The organism is Paenibacillus pasadenensis DSM 19293, from assembly GCF_000422485.1.
Classification (GTDB): Bacteria; Bacillota; Bacilli; order Paenibacillales; family Paenibacillaceae; genus Paenibacillus_O; species Paenibacillus_O pasadenensis.
Genome location: NZ_KE383853.1, coordinates 26,664 through 45,761 on the forward strand (window position 1 = coordinate 26,664; position 19,098 = coordinate 45,761).

Here is a 19,098-nt window from a genome sequence, read left to right on the forward strand (position 1 = left end):
AGGCAGTTGACAACGAAGACGATGAACCGCGCCGCGGCATCAGCCGCGCGCCTCGAGCCGCGGAGCCGCCGCACGGCGGCCGCCTCCGAGCGTCAGCGCCAGATGCAGCGCAAGCGCCGCCGCGCTGCCCGCCGCGAGGATCAGCAGCAGGCTGGCCGGAGCGCCGCGCAGCAGGAGCGCCGCGGCATAAACGGAGGCGGTGCTGAGCAGATGCGCGCCGAGCGAGATCCAGAGCGAGCCGCCCGCCGCGCGCAGCAGGCCGTAGACGAGCGCGCCGAGCGCCGCGAACAGGCCGGTCTGGACATTCAGGAACACCGCGCCGAACAGCAGCGCCTGCAGCGCGACGGAGGCGGCAAGGCCGAAGCTGCGGCGGAACGCCCGCAGCAGCAGGCCGCGGAACAGCAGCTCCTCCAGCAAGGAGCCGAGCAGCAGGCTGCCGAGCAGGAAGACGAGCGGACTGCCGCCGGCCACGAAGCCGGCCAGTCCGGCGATCGCAGGCAGCTCCTCGCGGACGAGCGGCAGGCCGGTGAACGAGGCGATGAACAGCCCGAGCCAGACGCCCGACAGAGCCGGGGCCGCCCATCCGCGCGGGGGCCGGCCGAGGCCGAGCTCCGCCGCCCCGACGCGCTGCAGCCGCAGCAGCAGCGCATAGGCAAGCAGCACGGGCGGATTGACGAGCAGCAGCAGGCCGTTCGGATTGGCGGCGAGCCACTCGCGCAGGGCGGACGGCGAGCCGCTGCCGTACAGATAGCTGCTGGCGAGCGTCAGGATGGCGGCGTACAGGCCGACATAGAGCAGCGCCTCGGCGAACGCGCGCAGCGTTCTCATGCGCTCGCCGTCCTTCCGGCCGGCGCCTTTTCCGCCGGCCGCCTTTTGAACAGGAGCAGCACGCCCGCGGCGATCATCGCCAGCGAAGCGGCCATGATGACGGAGAGCGCCGATGCGCCGCCGAGATCCGGCGCGTAATGCCAAAGCGCGTACTGCAGCCCCTGGCAGGCGATCTGCGCGGCGATCGGGGCCCAGATCGAGTCGAGCCGGACGTAGAGCAGGCCGAACAGCACCGCTCCGAGAAAGCCGTAGAGCGACAGCGGCACGTCGCCGAGGAAAAACAGCGCGCCGTACAGCGCCCCCTGGAGCGCGATCGCCGCCCACACCGGCATGAGCCGGCGGAAGCTGTTCAGCAGCAGCCCGCGGAACAGCGTTTCCTTATACACGTTGCCGAGCAGCAGGAATCCGAGAAAGACATACCAGTCGGCGCGGTTGATGTAGTCGAACAGCGTCTGGAACTGGTAGTCCGACGAGCGGATGAGCGGCAGCTGCGAAAACGCGGCCGTGAACAGCCCGGCGCCGAGGCCGATCCAGACGCAGATCAGCACGGACGAAGGCTCGATCCGCCGGAAGCGGGCCTCGCGGAACAGATTCTGGCGGAACAGCAGCCAGATCGCGCCGATCATGAGCGGCAGGCCGACGATGTCGTTGAGCAGGATCGTGACGAGCGTATTTTTCTGGAACCAGGCCGTATCCCGGTACACATAGTCGAAGAACAGCGTCGTAACCGTGAAGAACCAGGCGAAATAGATGCCGATGATGACGACGGGACGCAGCAGGCCGTCTTTCCATTTGTTCATCCTTGGACCGTCCTTTCCCTCAAATTCGCGCGCTCGCCGGCGGCGTCCGCCAGCCGCTGCCGCGAGGCGTAGCGGAGCCGCAGCCATCCGGCGGCGGCGAGCATCAGCAGCAGGCTGCCCGCCGCGACCGACGCCGCGCCGGCCCCGCCCAGCGAGCCGACCGCCTCGTAGACGCCGGCCGGCTTGGCCGCGAAGATCAGGCTCATCGCCGTGATCTGCACGAGGATCGGCGCCCACAGCGAGTTCAGCGAGAGGCGCAGGTAGCCGTACAGCAGCCCCGAGCCGAAGCCGATGGCCGAGAGCGCCGGGCTCGGCTGGAAATAGGCGTATGCGAGCGCCTGCAGCAGCAGCGCCGCCGCGGCCGGCATCATGCCTCGCAGCTCCCGCAGGATGAGCCCGCGGAACAGCAGCTCCTCGTAAGCCGGAGCGACAAGTCCCGCTCCGAGGATGGCGAGCAGCAGATGATCGCCGCGCAGCAGGTCGTCCACGAGCGCCGGAATCGACGGATAGGCTTCCGCGACGGCGGGAATCTCGATCAGGCCGATGCTGAACAGGCAGCCGAGCACGCCGATGAGCGCGCAGCCGAGCGCGGCTCCAGCCGGCAGGCGGCGCAGTCCCGCCGCTTCGGCCAGCGAGGGCGATCCGCCGCGCGTCAGGCGGCGGACGCCTGCGAAGGCAAGCGCGTAGACAAGCGTGATCGACGCGAACAGCGTCGCCATGAACAAGGCCGGATTGCGGCCGAGCAGCTCGACGAACGGAGCGGTCCAGTCGATCCGGTACAGATGGTTCAGCCCGTACAGCAGGGCGTAGAACACGCCGAGATAAAACGCGATGCGGGCGATCGCGAAGGCGATCTTTTTCATGAGGAGATGATCCCCTTTCCTTGGTCTTGCTCGTCCGGCCGGCTCGCGGCGGCTTCCCGGTACAGAGCCGCCGCGCCGCGCAGCAGCTCGGCATAGCCGGAGGCCCAGCCTCGGACGAGCTCGGCCGGGAACTGCCGGGCGGCGTAGGTCCAGGAGCAGCGGAGCGGCAAGCCCGGCTCGCCGGCCCAGACGCTCAGCTGATGATCGAAGCGGTCGAGCAGCTCGCCTGCCGGCGGCAGCGGCGTCTCCGGCGATTCGAGCCGGAACAGCGGAGCGGCGCTCCAGCGGCCGGCGGACGGGCGGACGCGGCGGATGCGCTCCGCGGGGATGCCGACGCCGGAGGCCAGCGCCGCTTCGGCCGCGTCCAGCAGCTGCTCCATGCTTGCCAGCTCCCGAAAATCGGCGTTCCATACCGTAATCCGCCCCTGGCCGACCGTCGCGGCGACTCCGATGCGCTCGGCGCCAGCCGTCCGGCTCCAGTGGAGCAGGTACAGCCCGAGCAGCGCGCTTTCGAGCCGCGCGCCGCGCTCCTGCGCCATGGCGGCCAGAGGGGCGGCGGCGGCAGGCTCCAGCTCGATGTCGAGCCGGCCCTCCCTCGGTCCCGAGCGGACCGTCTGCGGCGGCTCGCCGGGAAGCGCCACGACCGGCCCTTCGAGGACGGCATCGTCCCCGGACCTGCTGTCGATGCGCGCGGCCAGCTTGCGGACCGTCGGGTAGCTGAACAGATCGGCGACCTGCAGCGCGCCGGGATAGCGCTCCTCCAGCCGCTGATGCAGCCGCAGCAGCAGCAGCGAGTCGCCGCCGGCTTCGAAGAAGCTGCGCCGGACGTCCGGCTCCCCGCCGCCGAGCAGCTCGCCCCACAGCGCCGACACCGTCCGCTCCGTCTCCGTCCCGGGCCGCTCGCGGACTTCGCCGGCCGGATCGGCCGGCTGCGGCTCCGGCAGCGCCCGCCGGTCGGTCTTGCCGCTCGGCGAGAGCGGCATGCGCTCCAGCCGGACGAACGCGGCCGGAATCATATAGTCGGGCAGCTCGCGGGCGAGCGCTTCGCGCAGCTCCCGCTCGGGCAGGATCGCTGCGGCCGTATAGTAAGCGCACAGATAATCGGCCCCTTCGTCTCCGGCGCGGCGGCGCAGCAGCACGGCCGCCTCGCCGATGCGGGGATCGCGCTGCAGCGCGGCCTCGATCTCGCCGCATTCGATCCGGTAGCCGCGCAGCTTGACCTGATGGTCGAGCCGTCCCAAGTATTCGAGCTGCCCGTCCGGCAGCCAGCGGGCCAGATCGCCGGTGCGGTACAGACGGCCGCCGCCGCGGAACGGGTTCGGCACGAACTTCTCTCGCGTCAGCTCGTCCCGTCCGAGATAGCCTCTGGCGAGGCCGATGCCGGCGATGCACAGCTCGCCCGGCACGCCGGGCGGCTGCATCCGCAGCCCCGGGCTCGCGACGTACAGCGCGGTCCGGTCGATCGGCCGGCCGATCGGCACGCCGCCGCCGCGCAAGCCTTCGCGGCTGCAGTTGTAGAAGGCGACGTCGACGGTCGCCTCCGTCGGACCGTACAGATTGACCAGCTCCGCCCCGCAGGCGCTGCGGATGCGGGCCTCGAACCGCTCGGCGAGGCTCGCGCCCAGCGCCTCGCCGCTCGCGAAGACGGTGCGCAGCGTCGCCAGCGAGCCGGCTCGCGCCGCCTGCCGCGCCGCCGCATCCTCCAGAAACAGATGCAGCATCGACGGCACGAAGTGCATCGTCGTCACTCCCGCCTCGGCGACCGCGCGCGCGATCGCAGACGGGTCCTTCTCGCCGCCCGGCTCCAGCAGATGCGCCGACGCTCCGGCGAAGCTCCACCACATCAGCTCCCAGACGGAGACGTCGAAGGTGACGGGCGTCTTTTGCAGGATGACGTCCTGCGGCGCCAGCGGATAGGCCCGCTGCATCCAGCGCAGCCGGTTCAGCACGGAGCGATGCTCGACCATGACGCCCTTCGGCCGTCCGGTCGAGCCGGAGGTGTAGAGCACATAGGCCAGGCTGCCTCCGCCGTGGCCGGCCGGCGGCGGCGCCGGATCGTCGTGGCGGCCGACCGCCTCCGCGACGTCGAGGCGCGTCGCCGCCGCCCCTTCCGGCAGCCGGACGTCCCCGGCCGTCAGCACGAGCGGCGCGCCGGAGTCCGCGAGCATGTAGGCGATACGCTCCGCCGGCAGCGACGGCGACAGCGGCACATAGGCGGCTCCCGCCTTGAGGATGCCGTAGATCGCGACGATCAGCTCCGGGCGGCGCTCCATGCAGACAGCGACGAGCGCCTCCGCTGCGACGCCGCGGGCCAGCAGCTCGCGGGCGAGCCGGTTCGACGCCTCGTCGAGCTGGCGGTAGGTGAGCGATCCGTGCGCGCTGCTCACGGCGAGCGCCTCCGGCGTCAGCCGCGCCTGCCGGCGCAGCACGCCGTCCAGCGTAGCCGGTCCCGCCGCTGCGGCGAAGACGGGCTCCGCCGGACCGATCGCGATCGCATCCGCCGGTTGGAAGCGCCGCTCCTGCTCGCGCTCCTCCGCCGCCGTCAGAAGCGGCAGCTCGGCGAGCGGCCGGCCGGCATCGGCGCAGGCCGCCTCGAGCAAGGCCACGTACCAGCCGGCCATGCGGCTGGCGTCCTCCTCCGTCAGCAGCACCGACGCGTACTCGACCGTCAGCTCCACGCCGGCCTCGCGCTCCGCGAGCTCGAAGGTGAGGTCGAGCTTGGCGGCGTCCTGCCGCAGCCGGAACGGCTCGAGCCGCAGCCCGCCGGCCTCGCGGACTGGAGGCTCCATGTTCTGCCAGACGAACATCGTGTCGAACACCGGGTTGCGGCTCGGATCGCGGCCGGCGCCGAGCGAGGCGGCCAGCAGCTCGAACGGCAGCTGCCCGTGGTCCATCGCCTCGACGCTGGCGCGCCCCGCCGCCGCGACGAGCTCGCGGAAGCTCGACGCTCCCGCGGCGGGCAGGCGCAGCGGCAGCGTCTGCACGAACATGCCGACGACCGGCTGCAGATCGGGGTGGAAGCGCCCGCCTGCCGGCGTGCCGACGATCAGGTCCTCCTCCCCGGTCATCCGATAAAGCAGCGCGGCATATGCGGCCAGCAGCACCTGATACGGCGTCGCCTCCAGCTGCTCCGCGAGCCGCAGCGCCGAGCGGCGGACCGGCTCCGACAGCATCCGGGCGACGCGGCCGCCGCGCCCGTCCGGACGATCCGGACGCGGACTCGCCAGCGGCAGGTCGAGCGCCGGCAGCGGGCCGGCAAGCTTGCTTTTCCAGTAGCGCTCCTGCCGCTCCCGCTCCGGCGTCTCCAGCCAGCTCCGCTGCCAGACGGCGGCGTCGACGAGCCGCAGCGCCAGCGGCTCCGGCTCCCTGCCGTCATAAAACGCCGCGAAGTCCCGCGCCAGCGCGTTCAGGCTGAGGCCGTCGGAGACGATGTGGTGCATGTCGAGCAGCAGCGCCCCTCCGCGCTCGTCCCGCAGCAGGCCGGCGCGCAGCAGCGGCGCCTGCGTCAGATCGAACGGCCGCACGAAGCCGGCCGACGCTTCCTCCAGCGTCCCGGCAAGCCGCTCTGCCGTCAGGACGACATCGCGCTCGACAATCTGGACCGGATGGCCGTCGCTCCAGCCGAAGCGGGTGCGCAGCGCCTCGTGGCGCTCGACCAGCCGGCGCAGCGCTCGCTGCAGCCGCTCTTCATCGAGCTCTCCCTCCAGCCGGAGGCCGAGCGGCAGGTTGTAGGCGATGCCGTCCGGATCGAGCCGATGCAGGATGAACAGCCGGTTCTGGGCCGGCGTCAGCGGATAATGCCCGCGCTCTCCCGCCGACGGAAGAGGCGGCGATCCGGATGCTTCGGCCCGGCCGACCCGCAGCGCCATCTCCTCCAGCACGGGAGCCTCGAACACATCCCGCAAGGAGAACCGGACGCCGAACGTCCGCTCGATCGCTCCGGCCAGCTGCGCCGCGCGCAGCGAGTGGCCGCCGGCGCGGAAGAAATGCGTCTCCGCCGTCAAATCCCGGACGCCGAGCAGCTCCGTCCACAGCTCCGCCAGCCTCCGCTCGGCCTCGCCGGCCGGCTGCCTGCCCGTCGGCGCTCCCCCGCTCCAGTCCGGCGCCGGCAGCCGCTTGCGGTCGGTCTTGCCGCTCGGCGTCAGCGGAAACGACTCCAGCGCCACGAACCGCGCCGGCAGCATGTAATCGGGCAGCCGCCTGGCAAGCCGCTGCGGCAGCGTCCTCGCGGCCAGCTCGGCGCGCTCAGGCTCCGTCAGCCCGCAGGCGACGTAAAGGCATAGCTGCGGCTCGCCGAGCGGATCGTCCGCGAGCATCGCCACGGCGTCCAGGACGCCGGGAACGTCCATCGCGGCCTGCTCGATCTCGCCGCATTCGATCCGCTGGCCGCGCAGCTTGACCTGATGGTCGAAGCGGCCGCGGTATTCCAGCGATCCGTCCGCCAGCCAGCGCGCCTCGTCGCCCGTGCGGTAGACGCGCGTGCCGTCCGCCAGCGCGGCGAACTTCTCCGCCGTCAGCTCGGGCCGGTTCAAATAGCCGCGGGCAAGTCCGGCTCCGGCGATGCACAGCTCTCCCGGCGCGCCCGGCGGCAGCGGCTGCAGCCGCTCGTCCAGCACATGCAGGGCGATGTTGTCGATCGGGCGGCCGATCGGCAGCGGTCCGCCGCCGTACTCGGCGCAGTCGTAATGGCTGACGTCGACGGCCGCCTCCGTCGGGCCGTACAGATTGACGAGCCTCGGCAGCGGGCTGCCCGCAGGCCGCAGCTGCGCCAGCTGGGCGGCGTGGGCCGGCTTCAGCGCCTCGCCGCTTGCGAAGACGAGCCGCAGGCCGGCCAGCGGCCGGCTGCCGCCGAAGGCCGCCGCATACGGAAGGAACGTCCCCAGCATCGACGGCACGAAGTGCATCGTCGTAATGCCCTGCTCGCGGATCGCCCGCAGCAGGAGCGAGGGATCCTTTTCGCCGCCAGGCTCCAGCAGATGGACCGACGCCCCCGCGAGGCTCCACCAGAACAGCTCCCACACCGATACGTCGAAGGTGGCTGGCGTCTTGTGCAGGATGACGTCGTCCTCCGTCAGCGGATAGGCGCGCTGCATCCAGCTCAGCCGGTTGACGATCGCCCGGTGCTCGATCAGCACGCCCTTGGGGCGCCCGGTCGAGCCGGACGTGTAGATGACGTAGGCGAGCGATTCGGGCGATGCCTCGGCCGCAGCGTCGAGCTCCGGCAGGAGCTCGCCCGGCGCGGACGCCTCCGCGGCCAGCGCCTCCGCGACGAGCGTCTCCAGCTCCAGCCGCAGCCGCCTCGGCTCCGCGTCCGCCAGCTCCATGCAGGCGCCTCGCGAGGCGAGCAGCAGCCCGCAGCCGCTGTCGTCCGCGATGCCGCGCAGCCGCTCCGGCGGCTGGTCCGGGTCGATCGGCAAGTAGGCGGCCCCGGCCTTCAGCACGGCGAGCAGGCCGGCCATCATCGCCAGCGAGCGGCGCGCCGCAACGGCCACGATCGCGTCCCGGCCGGCGCCGGCAGCCCGCAGGCGGACGGCGATGCGGGAGGAGACGCGGTCGAGCTCGCGGTACGTCCAGACGCCTTCGGCGGAGCGGACCGCGGGACGGTCCGGGCTTCTCCGCGCCTGCTCGGCGAACAGGCCGTGCAGCGTGCTTCGATCCGGGTACGCGGCCGTCGTCGCGTTCCACTGTTCCAGCAGCCGCGCTTCCGAGCCGGTCAGCCGCATGAGGACGCCGAGCTCGGCATGCGGCTCGCGGACCGCCCGCTGCAGCAGCTCGATCCACGTCTCGGCCAGGCGCCGGACCGTCTGCGGCTGAAGCAGCGCCGCCGCGTACTCCAGCTCGCCGCGCAGCCCGTGCGGACCGTCGCCGTACAGGTCGAGCTTGAGATCGAGCTTGGCCGTGCCGGCGCCGCCCCAGCGCACCGGCTCCAGCGCGCAGCGGCTGCCGCGGACCGCCAGCTCGCCGCCGAACTGGCTGTGCAGGACGAGCATCGTGTCGAAAAGCGGATTGCGGGCCGGATCGAACGGGCCGCCCGCGAGCTCGAGCAGCCGCTCCAGCGGCAGCTCCTGATGCTCGATCGCGGACAGCAGCCGCTCCTGGACGTCCCGGGCCGCCCGCTCCAGCGGCAGCCCGCGCGGCAGCGCGACCCGGATCGGCAGGAACGAGTTGAACATGCCGATCATCGAGCCGGTGTCGGGATGGGAGCGGCCGGCGCCGAGCGCGCCGATCATCAGCTCCTCCGCCCCGGTCCAGCGGGCGAGCAGCGCGCCGTACAGCGTGAACAGCAGGCTGTTCAGCGTCACGCCGCAGCGCGCCGCGAGCGCTTCGAGGCCGTCCGTCAGCCCCTCGGGAAAATCGAACGCCAGCAGCCCGCCCTCGAAGGAGCGGCTCGCCCCGCGCGGCCGGTCGAGCGGCAGCTCCGGCTGCGGCAACGGAGCCGCGAGCTGCTCGCGCCACCAGGCGGCGCTCGCTTCGGAGCGCGCGGAGCTGCCGGCGTCCGGCAAGTCGCCGCTCGCCTCGGAGCGCGCGGAGCCGCCGGCGTCCGGCAAGTCGACGCTCGCCTCGGAGCGCGCGGAGCCGCCGGCGTCCGGCGAGTCGACGCTCGCTTCAGAGCGTGCGAAGCCGGCGTCCAACCAGGCGGCGTAGTCCTTGAATTGGACCGTCGGCGCGGGCTCGGGCAGGCCGCCCTCCAGGAGGCGGACGAGCTCCTCCAGCAGCAGGCCGACGGACACGCCGTCCACCGCGAGATGATGCAGGTTCAGCAGCAGGAAGCTTTCGCCCTGACCGCCTTCGGCATAACAGGCCGCAAGCGGCGGCGCGGCGTCCAGCGGCAGCGGACGGAGAAATGACTTCATCGCCCCCGGCAGAGCTTCCTCTCCGGCGATCCGCATGCGCTCCAGCCGGACCTCCGCCTGCGCCAGCACGAACGCGCGCGGCTCGCCGCCGGCATCCCGCACCTCGGTGCGCAGCGGCTCATGACGGTCGACGAGCGCCTGCAGCGCGGCGAGCACCGCTTCGGGGCCGGGCGATCCGACGAGCCGAAGCGCCAGCGGCACATGGTAGGCGAGACCGATGCCGCCCTGCCGCTCCAGCAGCGCGAGCCGCGCCTGGGCGGGATGGAGCGGGTAGCTCTCCGCCGGCGCCGCCGGAAGCAGCGGCTCCCTGCCGGAGCGCTCGGCTTTGTCGAGCCAAGTGGCCTGCTCGCGGATCGTCGGGCGGGCGAATACTTCCCGCACCGGCATCCGGACGCCGAGCCGGCGATGGATCAAGCCGGTCAGCGCGGCTGCAGTGAGCGAGTGCCCTCCAAGCTCGAAAAAGGAATCCAAAACGCCGACATCGGCCCGGCCCAGCGCCTCCCGCCACAGCTCCGCAAGCTCGCGCTCGCTCGCCGTCGCCGGCCGCTCGCGCTCGGCGCCCGCCGAGCCCGCCGCATCGCCCGGCTGCGGCAGCGGCAGCGCCTTGCGGTCGACCTTGCCGGTCGGGCCGAGCGGCAGGCGATCCAGACGGACGAGATGGGCCGGCAGCATGAACGGCGGCAGCCCGCCCGCCATCCAGCGGCGAAGCGATGCCGCGTCGAAGCGCTCCGGCGCGGCGACGACATAGGCGCACAGCTCCGCCCGGGGAGGCTCGCCGACGAGGCCGACATAAGCCTCCTCCGCCTGTCCGCTTGCCAGCAGCCTCGCCTCGATCTCGCCGAGCTCGATGCGGAAGCCGCGCAGCTTGACCTGCTGGTCGAGCCGGTCGAGGAACTCGAGGCTGCCGTCCCGGAGCCGCCGCACGAGGTCGCCGGTCCGGTACATGCGCTCGCCGGCGCGGAAAGGATGCGGCATGAACCGCGCCTCCGTCTCGCGCGGCAGCCCGACATAACCGGCCGCTACGCCGCCGCCTGCCACATGCAGCTCGCCGGGAACGAGATCGGGCGCGAGCCGTCCGCAAGCGTCGAGCACGAGCGCCTCCGTGCCGTCGACCGGCCAGCCGATCGGCAGCGAGGCCGCTCCCGGCGCCGGCGGCCGGACCGGCCAGGCGGTGGCGAACACGGTCGTTTCCGTCGGCCCGTACACATGCAGCAGCGAATCCGGGCCGAGCGCGGCAAGCGCCTTGAGCGCATGGGAGACGGAAGCCCGCTCGCCTCCGAACAGCAGCTTGCGCAGCCGCGGCAGCCCGTCCAGGCCGTAGGCCGCCAGCGTGTTGAACAGCGCCGTCGTGGCGAACAGCACCGTCACGCCTTCTTCCCGCAGCCGCCGGACGAGCGCCGGAGCGTCCATCGCCTCGTCGCTGCCTGCAAGCACGAGCCTCGCCCCGTTCGTCAGCGCCCCATAGATGTCGAACGTCGAGCCGTCGAACGCATAGCTCGACAGCTGCAGCAGCACGTCGTCCTGACCGATCTCCACATAGCCCGGCCGATCGACGACGCGCGCGACGTTGCGGTGGGTCGTACGAATTCCTTTCGGCCTGCCGGTCGAGCCGGAGGTGTAGAGGATGTAGGCCAGATCGTCGGGCGAAACGAAGCTCTCCGCGCGCTCCGCGGCTTCCCCGGCCGGGCCGGCGGAAGCCGTGCGCGGCAGCGGCGAGTCGGGCGAAGAGCTGGACGGACAGCGCCCGGCCAACGTCTCGGCCTCGATCAGCCGCACCGCACGTCCGCAGGCGGCGATCGCCTGCCGGCACAGCGGGAGCGCGGCTTCGTCGGCCAGCAGGATGTCGGCCTCGGCGTCGGCCAGCATGAATGCCGCGCGCTCCGCCGGATAGCCCGGATCGATCGGCACGTACGCGCCTCCGATCCGCAGGCTGGCGAGCAGCGCCGCCAGCTGCTGCGGCGAGCGGCCCATCGCGATCGCGATGCGGGAGCCGCGGCCGAGGCCGAGCGCGGAGAGAGCCGCCGCGACGCGTCCGGAAGCTTCCCACAGCCGGCCGTACGTCCAGCTGCCGCCTGCGAACGAGACGGCGATGCGCTCCGGCGACGCCAGCGCGTGCCGGCCGATCCGCTCCTGCAGCGGGACGGCGTCTTTTTCCGGCCAGCGGCTGAGGCCGCGCCGCAGCAGCAGCGCGCGCTCCTCCTCGTCCATCAAAGGGAGAGAAGCGGCGGGGCGCAGCGGATCGAGCGCCGCCTCGCGGGCCAGCTGCGCGTAATGGCGGAGCAGCTGCCGGGCCGTCTCGCCGTCGAACAAGTCCTCCGCATATTCCAGCCGGATCGACAGCCCTTCCGGACCGAGCTCGCATTCCCAGAACAGATCGAACTTGCAGGAGCCGGTCTCGATCATCGCAGGCCGCAGCGCCAGCTCCTCCGTGCGGAACTCCGGCAGCTCCACGTTCTGGAGCGTGAACGCCGTATCGAACAGCGCCGCGCGGCCCGGCTCGCGAGCCGCTCCGACGGCCTCGACGATCGCCTCGTAGCCGATCGCTCCGTGCTCGATCGCTTCGGCGGCCGCTTCACCGGCCGTCCGCACCCAGTCCAGCACGCTGCTCTCCCTGCTGCCGGTCAGCCGCAGCGGCAGCAGCGTCGCCAGCAGGCCGACGGTGCCGACCGTCTCGCGGCGGGTGCGGCGGGCGTACGCCGTGCCGACGACGGCGTCGTCTTCGCCCGCGTACCGCTCGAGCAGCACGCCGTAGACGGCGAGCAGCGCGCCGTACAGCGTCGTCCCGGCGCGGCGCGCGAGCCGGCCGAGGCCGTCCGTAAGCTCCGGACCGAGCGCGAGCCGCTCCGACCGTCCGCGGAAGGTCGGCCGTGCCGGGCGGAGCCGATCCGCCGGAAAAGCGGCGGCGGGCACGCCGGACAAGAACCGGTCCCGCCAGTAGCGCCGCGACCGCTCGGCAGCCGCGCCGCCCTCCTCCTCGCGCTCCCGCTCGGCGATGTCGCCGATGCCCGGAGCCGGCTCCGGCAGCGGCCGGCCATCGTACAGGGCGGCCAGCTCCTGCATGAGCACGCCCATCGAGCTGCCGTCCGTCACGAGATGATGCAGGTCGAGCAGCAGCCGGCGGCGCCCCTCCGGCAGGAGCAGCAGCTCCAGCCGCAGCAGCGGCGCCCGCTCCAGCTCCATCGGCCGGGGAAAGGCCCGCGCCCGCTCAGCCGCGGCCGCCTCGGCCTCCTGCGGCGCGAGCCCCGTCAGGTCGACGGTCGCAAGCGGCAGCTCCGCGCGGTCCGCGATCTCGGCGACGAGGACGCCGTCCTCCGCGACGCGGAACGAGGTGCGCAGCGCGTCATGACGGGCGAGCAGCTCCTGCCAGGCGCGCCGCAGCCGGTCATCGTCGAGCGGGCCGTCGACAGCGATCTCGTACGGCAGCTGATAGCTGAGCGAGCCCGGGTACAGCTGCTCGTGCACATGCAGCCGCCGCTGCGCAGGCGTTGCGGGATAGCCGGCGCGCATCCGCCTCCGGATCGGCTCGGCCGGCGGTTCGATCCGCGCCCCCTCCGCCTTGCGTTCCTCGATAAAGGCCGCCAGCGAGCGAGCCGTATCGTGCCGGAGCAGCTCCGTCAGCGGCAGCGGCGTCTCCAGCTCCTCCTGGATGCGGGCCGCCGCAAGGGCAGCGCGCAGCGAATTGCCTCCATGCTCGAGAAAGGAATCGTCCCGGCCGAGCCGCTCCGTGCCGAGCAGCTCCCGCCAGATCGCGAGCAGCCGGCGCTCTGTCGCCGTCTCCTCCTGCGACAGGCTTGGCGGCTGCTTGCCCGTCTCTCCGCGCGGCTCGCCTGCGCCGGCGCCTATCGCCGGAGCGGGCCGCTCCTCTTCCGCGGCCGTCTCCGCTGACGCGGACGGCGGCGCCCCCTTCGCAGGGGACGCATCCGCCGCTGCGAGGGACGCATCCGCCACTGCGAGGGACGCATCCGCCGCTGCGGAGGGCATATCCGCCGCCGCAGCCGCAAGCGCTGCCGCCTCCGCCGCCTCCAGCGCGGCGAGCGCCTCGTCGAAGCGGCCGGCGAGCAGCTCGTCCGCCAGCTCGAAGCGCTTGATTTTGCCCGAGGTCGTCTTGGGGATGCGCTTGACCGGAATGACGGGGCCGGCTTCAAGTCCGGCCCGGCGGCTCAGCAGGACGCGCACGCTGCGGCGGATGTCCAGAAACGACTCCGGCTTGCCGCGATGCTGCACGAATACCGCCGCGGCCTCGGAGCCGGACGCCGGGTCGGCGACGGCGCAGACCGCCGCCTTGCCCGCTGCGCATGCCGGCAGCTCGGCCAGCAGCTCCTCCAGATCATGCGGATAATAGTTCTGGCCGTTGACGAGCAGGATGTCCTTCACGCGGCCGGTCAGATAGAGCCGTCCTCCGTGGAAGAAGCCGATGTCGCCGGTGTTCAGCCAGCCGTCCCGGATCAGCGCTTCGTTGACGTCCGGACGGTTGTAGTAGCCTCCCGTCACGTTGAGGCCGCGGATGCAGACGAGCCCGGCCTCGTCCTCGCCAAGCCTGCGGCCCAGCTCGTCGAACAGCGCGGCCTCGCAGCCGGCGACGGACGAGCCGAGCTCCACGAGCTCCATCGCCTGCGGATCGCCGGCCGCCGCGAAAGGCACCGGCTCTCCGGGACGCAGCCGTCCGCGCCGGACATGGACCGTGCGCAGCCGCTCGTCCGGGTCGGGGAAGGTGACCGCCAGGCACGCCTCGGCGAGGCCGTAGACGGGAAAGAGAGCTTGCGGCCGCAGCCCGTAAGGCGCGAGCCGCTCCAGGAACGAGCGGCAGGCGTCCGCCGAGATCGGCTCGGCTCCGTTGAACAGCAGCCGCACGGCGGACAGATTCCAGCCCTCCGCCTGCTCCGGCTTGAAATGCTGGAGCAGATGAAGGAGGCCGAAGTTCGGCGAGGCGAGGCAGGTGATCCGCTCGCGGGAAGCGAGCTCCAGCCAGCTCATCGGCCGCAGCACGAACTGCGACGTCGGCATCAGCCACTGGGTCATGCCGGCCAGCAGCGGCGACAGATGGAAGCCGATGAGGCCCATGTCATGCGTCAGAGGGAGCCAGCTGAGCGAGGAATCTCCCGGCCCGGAACGGGCTCCGTCGACGATGCCCCGCATGTTGGCGAGCAGGTTGGCGTGCGTCAGCACGACTCCTTTCGGATCGCCTGTCGATCCCGAGGTGAATTGGATGAACGCGGGCTCGTCCGGATCGGCTCGATGCGGCTGAGTCGTCCCGCCGTCCGCCGCCGGCTCCAGCTCCGCGATCCGGATCACGTCCGCGCCGCCCGCCGCCTCGGCGAGATCGGCATCGGCAAGCACGAGCGGAGCGGGCAGCTGGGCGAGCACGGCCGCCAGCTTGCGGCGCTGCTCGTCCGTCCGCGCCGCCGCGAGCGGCACCGGCACGGCGCCTCCGAGCAGGCTGGCCCAGAACAGCTCCAGGAAGCTTGCGTTGCTTTCGGTCTGAAGCACGACATGCCGGCCGGGCCGCAGCCCGCGGCGGCGAAGGGAGACGAGACAGCCGAGCGCGCGGCTCTCCAGCTCGGCATAGGGGAGGAATCGTTCGCCGGACGGCTCGGCGAAGACGATGCCGGATGCATCGCGCCTTCTCGCGGCGAGCAGCCCGGTCAGCGTGAGGAAGGAGTCCATGATGTCGTCCTCCGCTAGATCGTCGTGGAATGGAGCTCGCGGTAGGAGGCGGACGCGATCCGGTTGTCCGCGTCGAGGACGATGACCTTGGGGACGTAGCCGCGGGCTTCCTCCTCGGCCATCATCGCGTAGGACATGATGATGACGAGGTCGCCGGGCTGCGCGTGCCGAGCGGCGGCTCCGTTCAGGCAGATGACGCCGGAGCCCCTCGGGCCGGGGATGACGTAGGTTTCGAGGCGGGCGCCGTTGTTGATGTTGACGACCTGCACCTTTTCGTTTTCCCAGATGTCGGTCGCATCGAGCAGGTCCTGGTCGATCGTGATGCTGCCGACATAGTGGAGGTTCGCCTCGGTGACGGCGGCGCGGTGGATTTTGGATTTGTGGATTTCTCTGAACATAAGGACACTCTCCTCTTGGGAATGGTAGCGATCGGTTCGGGAGTTCGGACGCAGCGCGGCCGGAGGCCGCAGGAGCGAGGGCACCGCCTTTCGTCAAGAGTGGATGGAAGCTCGCCGGCGAAACGGCTCGAAGGAAGTCGTGGTGGGGGGAATGAGCGAAGATGCGGCGCGCGCCGCGGGGACGCGCTGCAGGAGCAAAGGACCGGCATGCCGCAAGGCACGGGAACAAGCGAGGCAAGGCTGCCCGCAGCCCTAGGTCCAATCTCCTGATTCTCCTCATTGTCAAAGAGCTAAAATTGTCTATTTCACCTAAATACTAGAGGATATAGGGAAGCGGCGACAGGGAGAAAAGTGCTTGGGCACCGGGGGACTTTTCTATTCCAACTGCGCCTGTGGGAAATGAAAAAGCCTTGCGGGATGCCGTTTCTGGCCCGCAAGGCTCCTCTTTTGACCGCTCGAGACGGACACGCTTCAAGGCGTCAGCTCTGCTCGATCAGCTCGATCCATTCGTTATATTCCGTTTGCAGCTTGGAATATTCGGTACGCAGCAGCTCGAATTCCGTGCGCAGCTTGTCGTAGGCCGTCGTCAGCCGCTCGTTGTCGCGCTGCAGCTCGCCGAGATCCTGGCGGCTGTCCGTGCGCTCCTCCTCCAGCTGACGCATCGCATCCTCCAGACGCTCGACCGCGCTGCCGGAGACGGCGGCCTCCCGATGCGCGAGCTCCAGCTGGCGCCGCAGCTCCTCCTCGGCCTCGGCGCGGTCCGCCTCCAGCCGGGACTGCTGCTCGAGCCGCTCCTGCTGCTCGGCGACAAGACGGCTCAGGCGCTCGCGCTCGGCGGCCGCCTCGTCCAGCTGCCGCTGCCAGTCCCGCTCGGACTGCTCGCGCAGCGCCTCGGCCTGGCCTGTCATCTCGGACAGGCGGCGCTCCAGCGCTTCCCGGGCAGCCTCGGCTGCGGCCAGCCGCTCCCGCAGGGCGGCCTCGGCCTCGTCGCGGGAAGCGACCGCTTCCTGCAGGCGGCTCGCCGTCTCGCGCAGCCGGTCATCCAGCTCCGCCGTCCGCTGCCGGGACTGCTCCAGCTCCTCCTGCGTCGAGCGCAGCAGCCGCTGGGATTCTCCGAGCAGCCGGCCGCGGGCTTCCTCCTGCTCCATGACGAGCATCAGATGCTCCTCGGCATCCGCGATCCGCTTGGACCAGTCGTCGCGAGCCTCAGCCAGCTCGCGACGGGCGGCGTCGCGCTCCTGTTCCAGGCCGGACCGCTCCCGGGCCCACTGCTCGCCCTGCCCGGCGAGGCGGCTCTGCGCCTCCTCCGCCCGGCCGGCCTCGCCGGCCGCTCGCTCCTCCAGCTCGCGCAGACGCTCCGCGCCGCCGACGCGCTCGGCCTCGGCTGCAGCGCGAAGCCGCTCCAGCTCCTGCGCATGGGCGGCAGCGAGCCGCTCGCGCTCCTGCGCATGGGCGGCGGCGAGCCGCTCGCGCTCCTCCTGCGCGGCAAGCTGCGCGAGCTTCAGCTCCTCGCCCGCCTCGCGGCGCAGCCGCTCCGCCTCCTCGGCGGCGGACGCCTGCAGCGCCTCCGCGCGCCGCTCGGCCGCGCGCACCTGCTCGGCCGCCTCGGCCTGCGCCTGCTCGCGCGCATGGCCGATCTCGCCGGCCGCCCGCTCCAGCGCCTCGCGCAGCTCGCTCGCGGCCGCCTCGCGCTCGGCGGCGGACGCCGCGCGCAGCCGCTCCAGCTCCGCCTCCAGCGCGGCGGCGCGGCCGGCCTGCGCCTCCAGCTCGCGGCGCGACGCCTCGAGCTGCTCCTCGGCAAGGCCGAGCCGCTCGCGCGCTTCGGCCTCGCCGCGCTCCAGCGCCTCGGCCCGCTCTCCGGCCTCGGCGAACAGCCGCTCCGCCTCCTCGCGTCCGGTCCGCTCGGCGGCAAGCTTCAGCTCAAGCCGGCTGCCGCGCTCGCGCTCGGCCTGCAGCTGCTGCTGCTCGGCCTCCAGCTCCTGCTGGCGCTCCTGCAATTGCTGCCGCTCGGCCTCCAGCGCCTGCTGCTGCTCCTGGCGCAGCTCCTGCAGCACTTGCAGCTGCTCCTGCTGCAGCTCTTGCAGCTGCCGCTGCTGCTCCTGGCGCTGCTGCTGCAGCCGCTGCTCCAGCGCGGCGAGCTGCTGGCGAGCCTCCTCCAGCGCGGAAGCGCTCTCCGTCAGCTGCGACTGGAGCTCAGCCTCCGTCGCCTGCGCCAGCTCCAGCGCTTCGGCGAGCTGAAGCTCCTGCTCCGCGCGCAGCCGCTCCAGCTCGCCGCGATGCTCGGCCTCGCGGCCGGCAAGCGCGCCCTCGAGCTCCGCCCGCTGCTGCAGGCGGAGCTCGGCGAGGCTGCGCTCGCCCTGCTGCCGCGCCGCGAGCAGCTGCTCCTCCAGCTCGCCGACGCGCAGCAGATGACGAGCCTCGAGCGTCTCGAGCTCCGCCCGCTTCGATTCCAGCAGCGCCGCGCGTTCCTGCTCGCGCTCCCGGCACTCGGCCTCGTACAGCTGCTCCAGCTCCGCCCGCTCGCGCTCGCGCGCCTCGGCCTCGCCGGCATGCAGCGCCTGAAGCTCATGGATGCGCTCCAGCAAGCGCTCCTCCAGCTCCGCGAGCTGGACGGCGAACGCTTCCTCGCGCGCGGCCATCTCGGCCGCATGCGCCGCCGCGAGCTCCGCCCGCTCGCGCTCGAAGACGCCGGCCGCCTCGGCGCGCTCCTCCTCGAGCCGGCGCTCCAGCTCCGCGCGGCTCTCCTCCAGCTGCACCGCCAGCCGGCGCCGCTCCGTCTCGAGCTGCTCGCGGGCGGCGGCCTTTTCCGCCTCATGGCGCCGCTCCGCCTCCGCCATCGCCTCGGCAAGCCGCGACTCGCGCTCGTTCGCCTCCGCCTCGTAGAGCCGTTCCCACTCCTGCCGCTCCGCTTCCAGCATCTGCGCGGCCTCGGCGCGCTCCGCCTCATGCCGGCGCTCCAGCTCCTCGGCGCGGACGCGGTTCTCCTCGATCAGGCGCTCTCTTTCCTCCCGCCAGCGCCGCTCGAGCTCGGCCGCCGTCTCGGCGCTTTGGCGCTCCAGCCGCTGCGCCTCCTCCTTGACGGCCTCCTGCACGGCGGCCAGCCGCTCCTCGGCCTCGGCGCGCAGCGCGGCTTCCGCCGCCTCGCGCTCGCCGAGCAGCCGCTCCAGCTCCTCCGCCGCCCGCCGCTCGGACCGCGCGAGCTCCTCGCGCGCCTGCTCCGTCGCGGCCTGCGCCTTGTCCAGCTCGCCCATGAGCGTCTTGCGGATGCTCTGCTCCTCCTTGAGCAGCTCGCTGTCCTGCCGCAAGCGGAATACGTCCTCCGCCATATGCACGGCCGCAAGCACCGCCAGCCTCGGCATGTCCAGCCGCGGGTAGCCCTTGGCCAGCTTGTGCATGTTCTCGTCGACGACCTGCGCGACCCGGCGGATATAATCCGAGCTGCTATGACCCGTCAACCGGTATTGATGTCCGTATATATCGACCGTTACTCTCAAGCGATCGGCTTCCTTCAAGGCGGTATCCTCCCGTTGCTCGTTGAGCTGCTCTCCTGCTGCCCGTCTATTTCGATCGCCCGTCTCAGGGCGTCAAGATCCATGTGGATAAGAACGATCCAGAGGGCCTTCCGGCTTCGCCGCGCCCCTCCAGACAAGGAAAAGCCGCATCGGCAGCTCCCTCGCGGGATTACTTCGAT

6 protein-coding genes are annotated in these 19,098 nt (G+C 72.0%); all 6 read right to left on the reverse strand.

What is annotated here, in order from left to right:
- Positions 1-39 precede the first annotated feature (39 nt).
- On the reverse strand, positions 40-828 hold the full coding sequence (locus H582_RS0119525) for a CPBP family intramembrane glutamic endopeptidase (RefSeq protein ID WP_028599893.1): 789 nt from the start codon (positions 826-828) through the stop codon (positions 40-42).
- Positions 825-1,628, reverse strand: a complete 804-nt coding sequence (locus H582_RS0119530) for a CPBP family intramembrane glutamic endopeptidase (RefSeq protein ID WP_028599894.1) — start codon at positions 1,626-1,628, stop codon at positions 825-827. The genes H582_RS0119525 and H582_RS0119530 overlap by 4 nt, the downstream gene beginning before the upstream one ends.
- On the reverse strand, positions 1,625-2,491 hold the full coding sequence (locus H582_RS28520) for a CPBP family glutamic-type intramembrane protease (RefSeq protein WP_052333450.1): 867 nt from the start codon (positions 2,489-2,491) through the stop codon (positions 1,625-1,627). Before H582_RS28520 ends, H582_RS0119530 begins: the two co-directional genes overlap by 4 nt.
- A complete protein-coding gene (locus tag H582_RS28525; RefSeq protein ID WP_052333451.1) occupies positions 2,488-15,009 on the reverse strand; it encodes a non-ribosomal peptide synthetase in 12,522 nt (4,173 codons plus the stop codon). The genes H582_RS28520 and H582_RS28525 overlap by 4 nt, the downstream gene beginning before the upstream one ends.
- A 14-nt stretch (positions 15,010-15,023) precedes the next feature.
- On the reverse strand, positions 15,024-15,407 hold the full coding sequence (gene panD / locus H582_RS0119545) for an aspartate 1-decarboxylase (protein ID WP_028599895.1): 384 nt from the start codon (positions 15,405-15,407) through the stop codon (positions 15,024-15,026).
- Between the two features lie 479 nt (positions 15,408-15,886).
- Complete coding sequence (zapA, locus tag H582_RS30340; protein ID WP_052333452.1) at positions 15,887-18,901, reverse strand: cell division protein ZapA; 3,015 nt, start codon at positions 18,899-18,901, stop codon at positions 15,887-15,889.
- Positions 18,902-19,098 lie beyond the last annotated feature (197 nt).

Excerpts from the sequence above, each read along its gene's own strand:
- H582_RS0119525 (WP_028599893.1), bottom strand. The coding sequence starts at position 828 with ATGAGAACGCTGCGCGCGTTCGCCGAGGCGCTGCTCTATGTCGGCCTG.
- H582_RS0119530 (WP_028599894.1), bottom strand. The coding sequence starts at position 1,628 with ATGAACAAATGGAAAGACGGCCTGCTGCGTCCCGTCGTCATCATCGGC.
- H582_RS28520 (WP_052333450.1), bottom strand. The coding sequence starts at position 2,491 with ATGAAAAAGATCGCCTTCGCGATCGCCCGCATCGCGTTTTATCTCGGC.
- H582_RS28525 (WP_052333451.1), bottom strand. The coding sequence starts at position 15,009 with ATGGACTCCTTCCTCACGCTGACCGGGCTGCTCGCCGCGAGAAGGCGC.
- panD (WP_028599895.1), bottom strand. The coding sequence starts at position 15,407 with ATGTTCAGAGAAATCCACAAATCCAAAATCCACCGCGCCGCCGTCACC.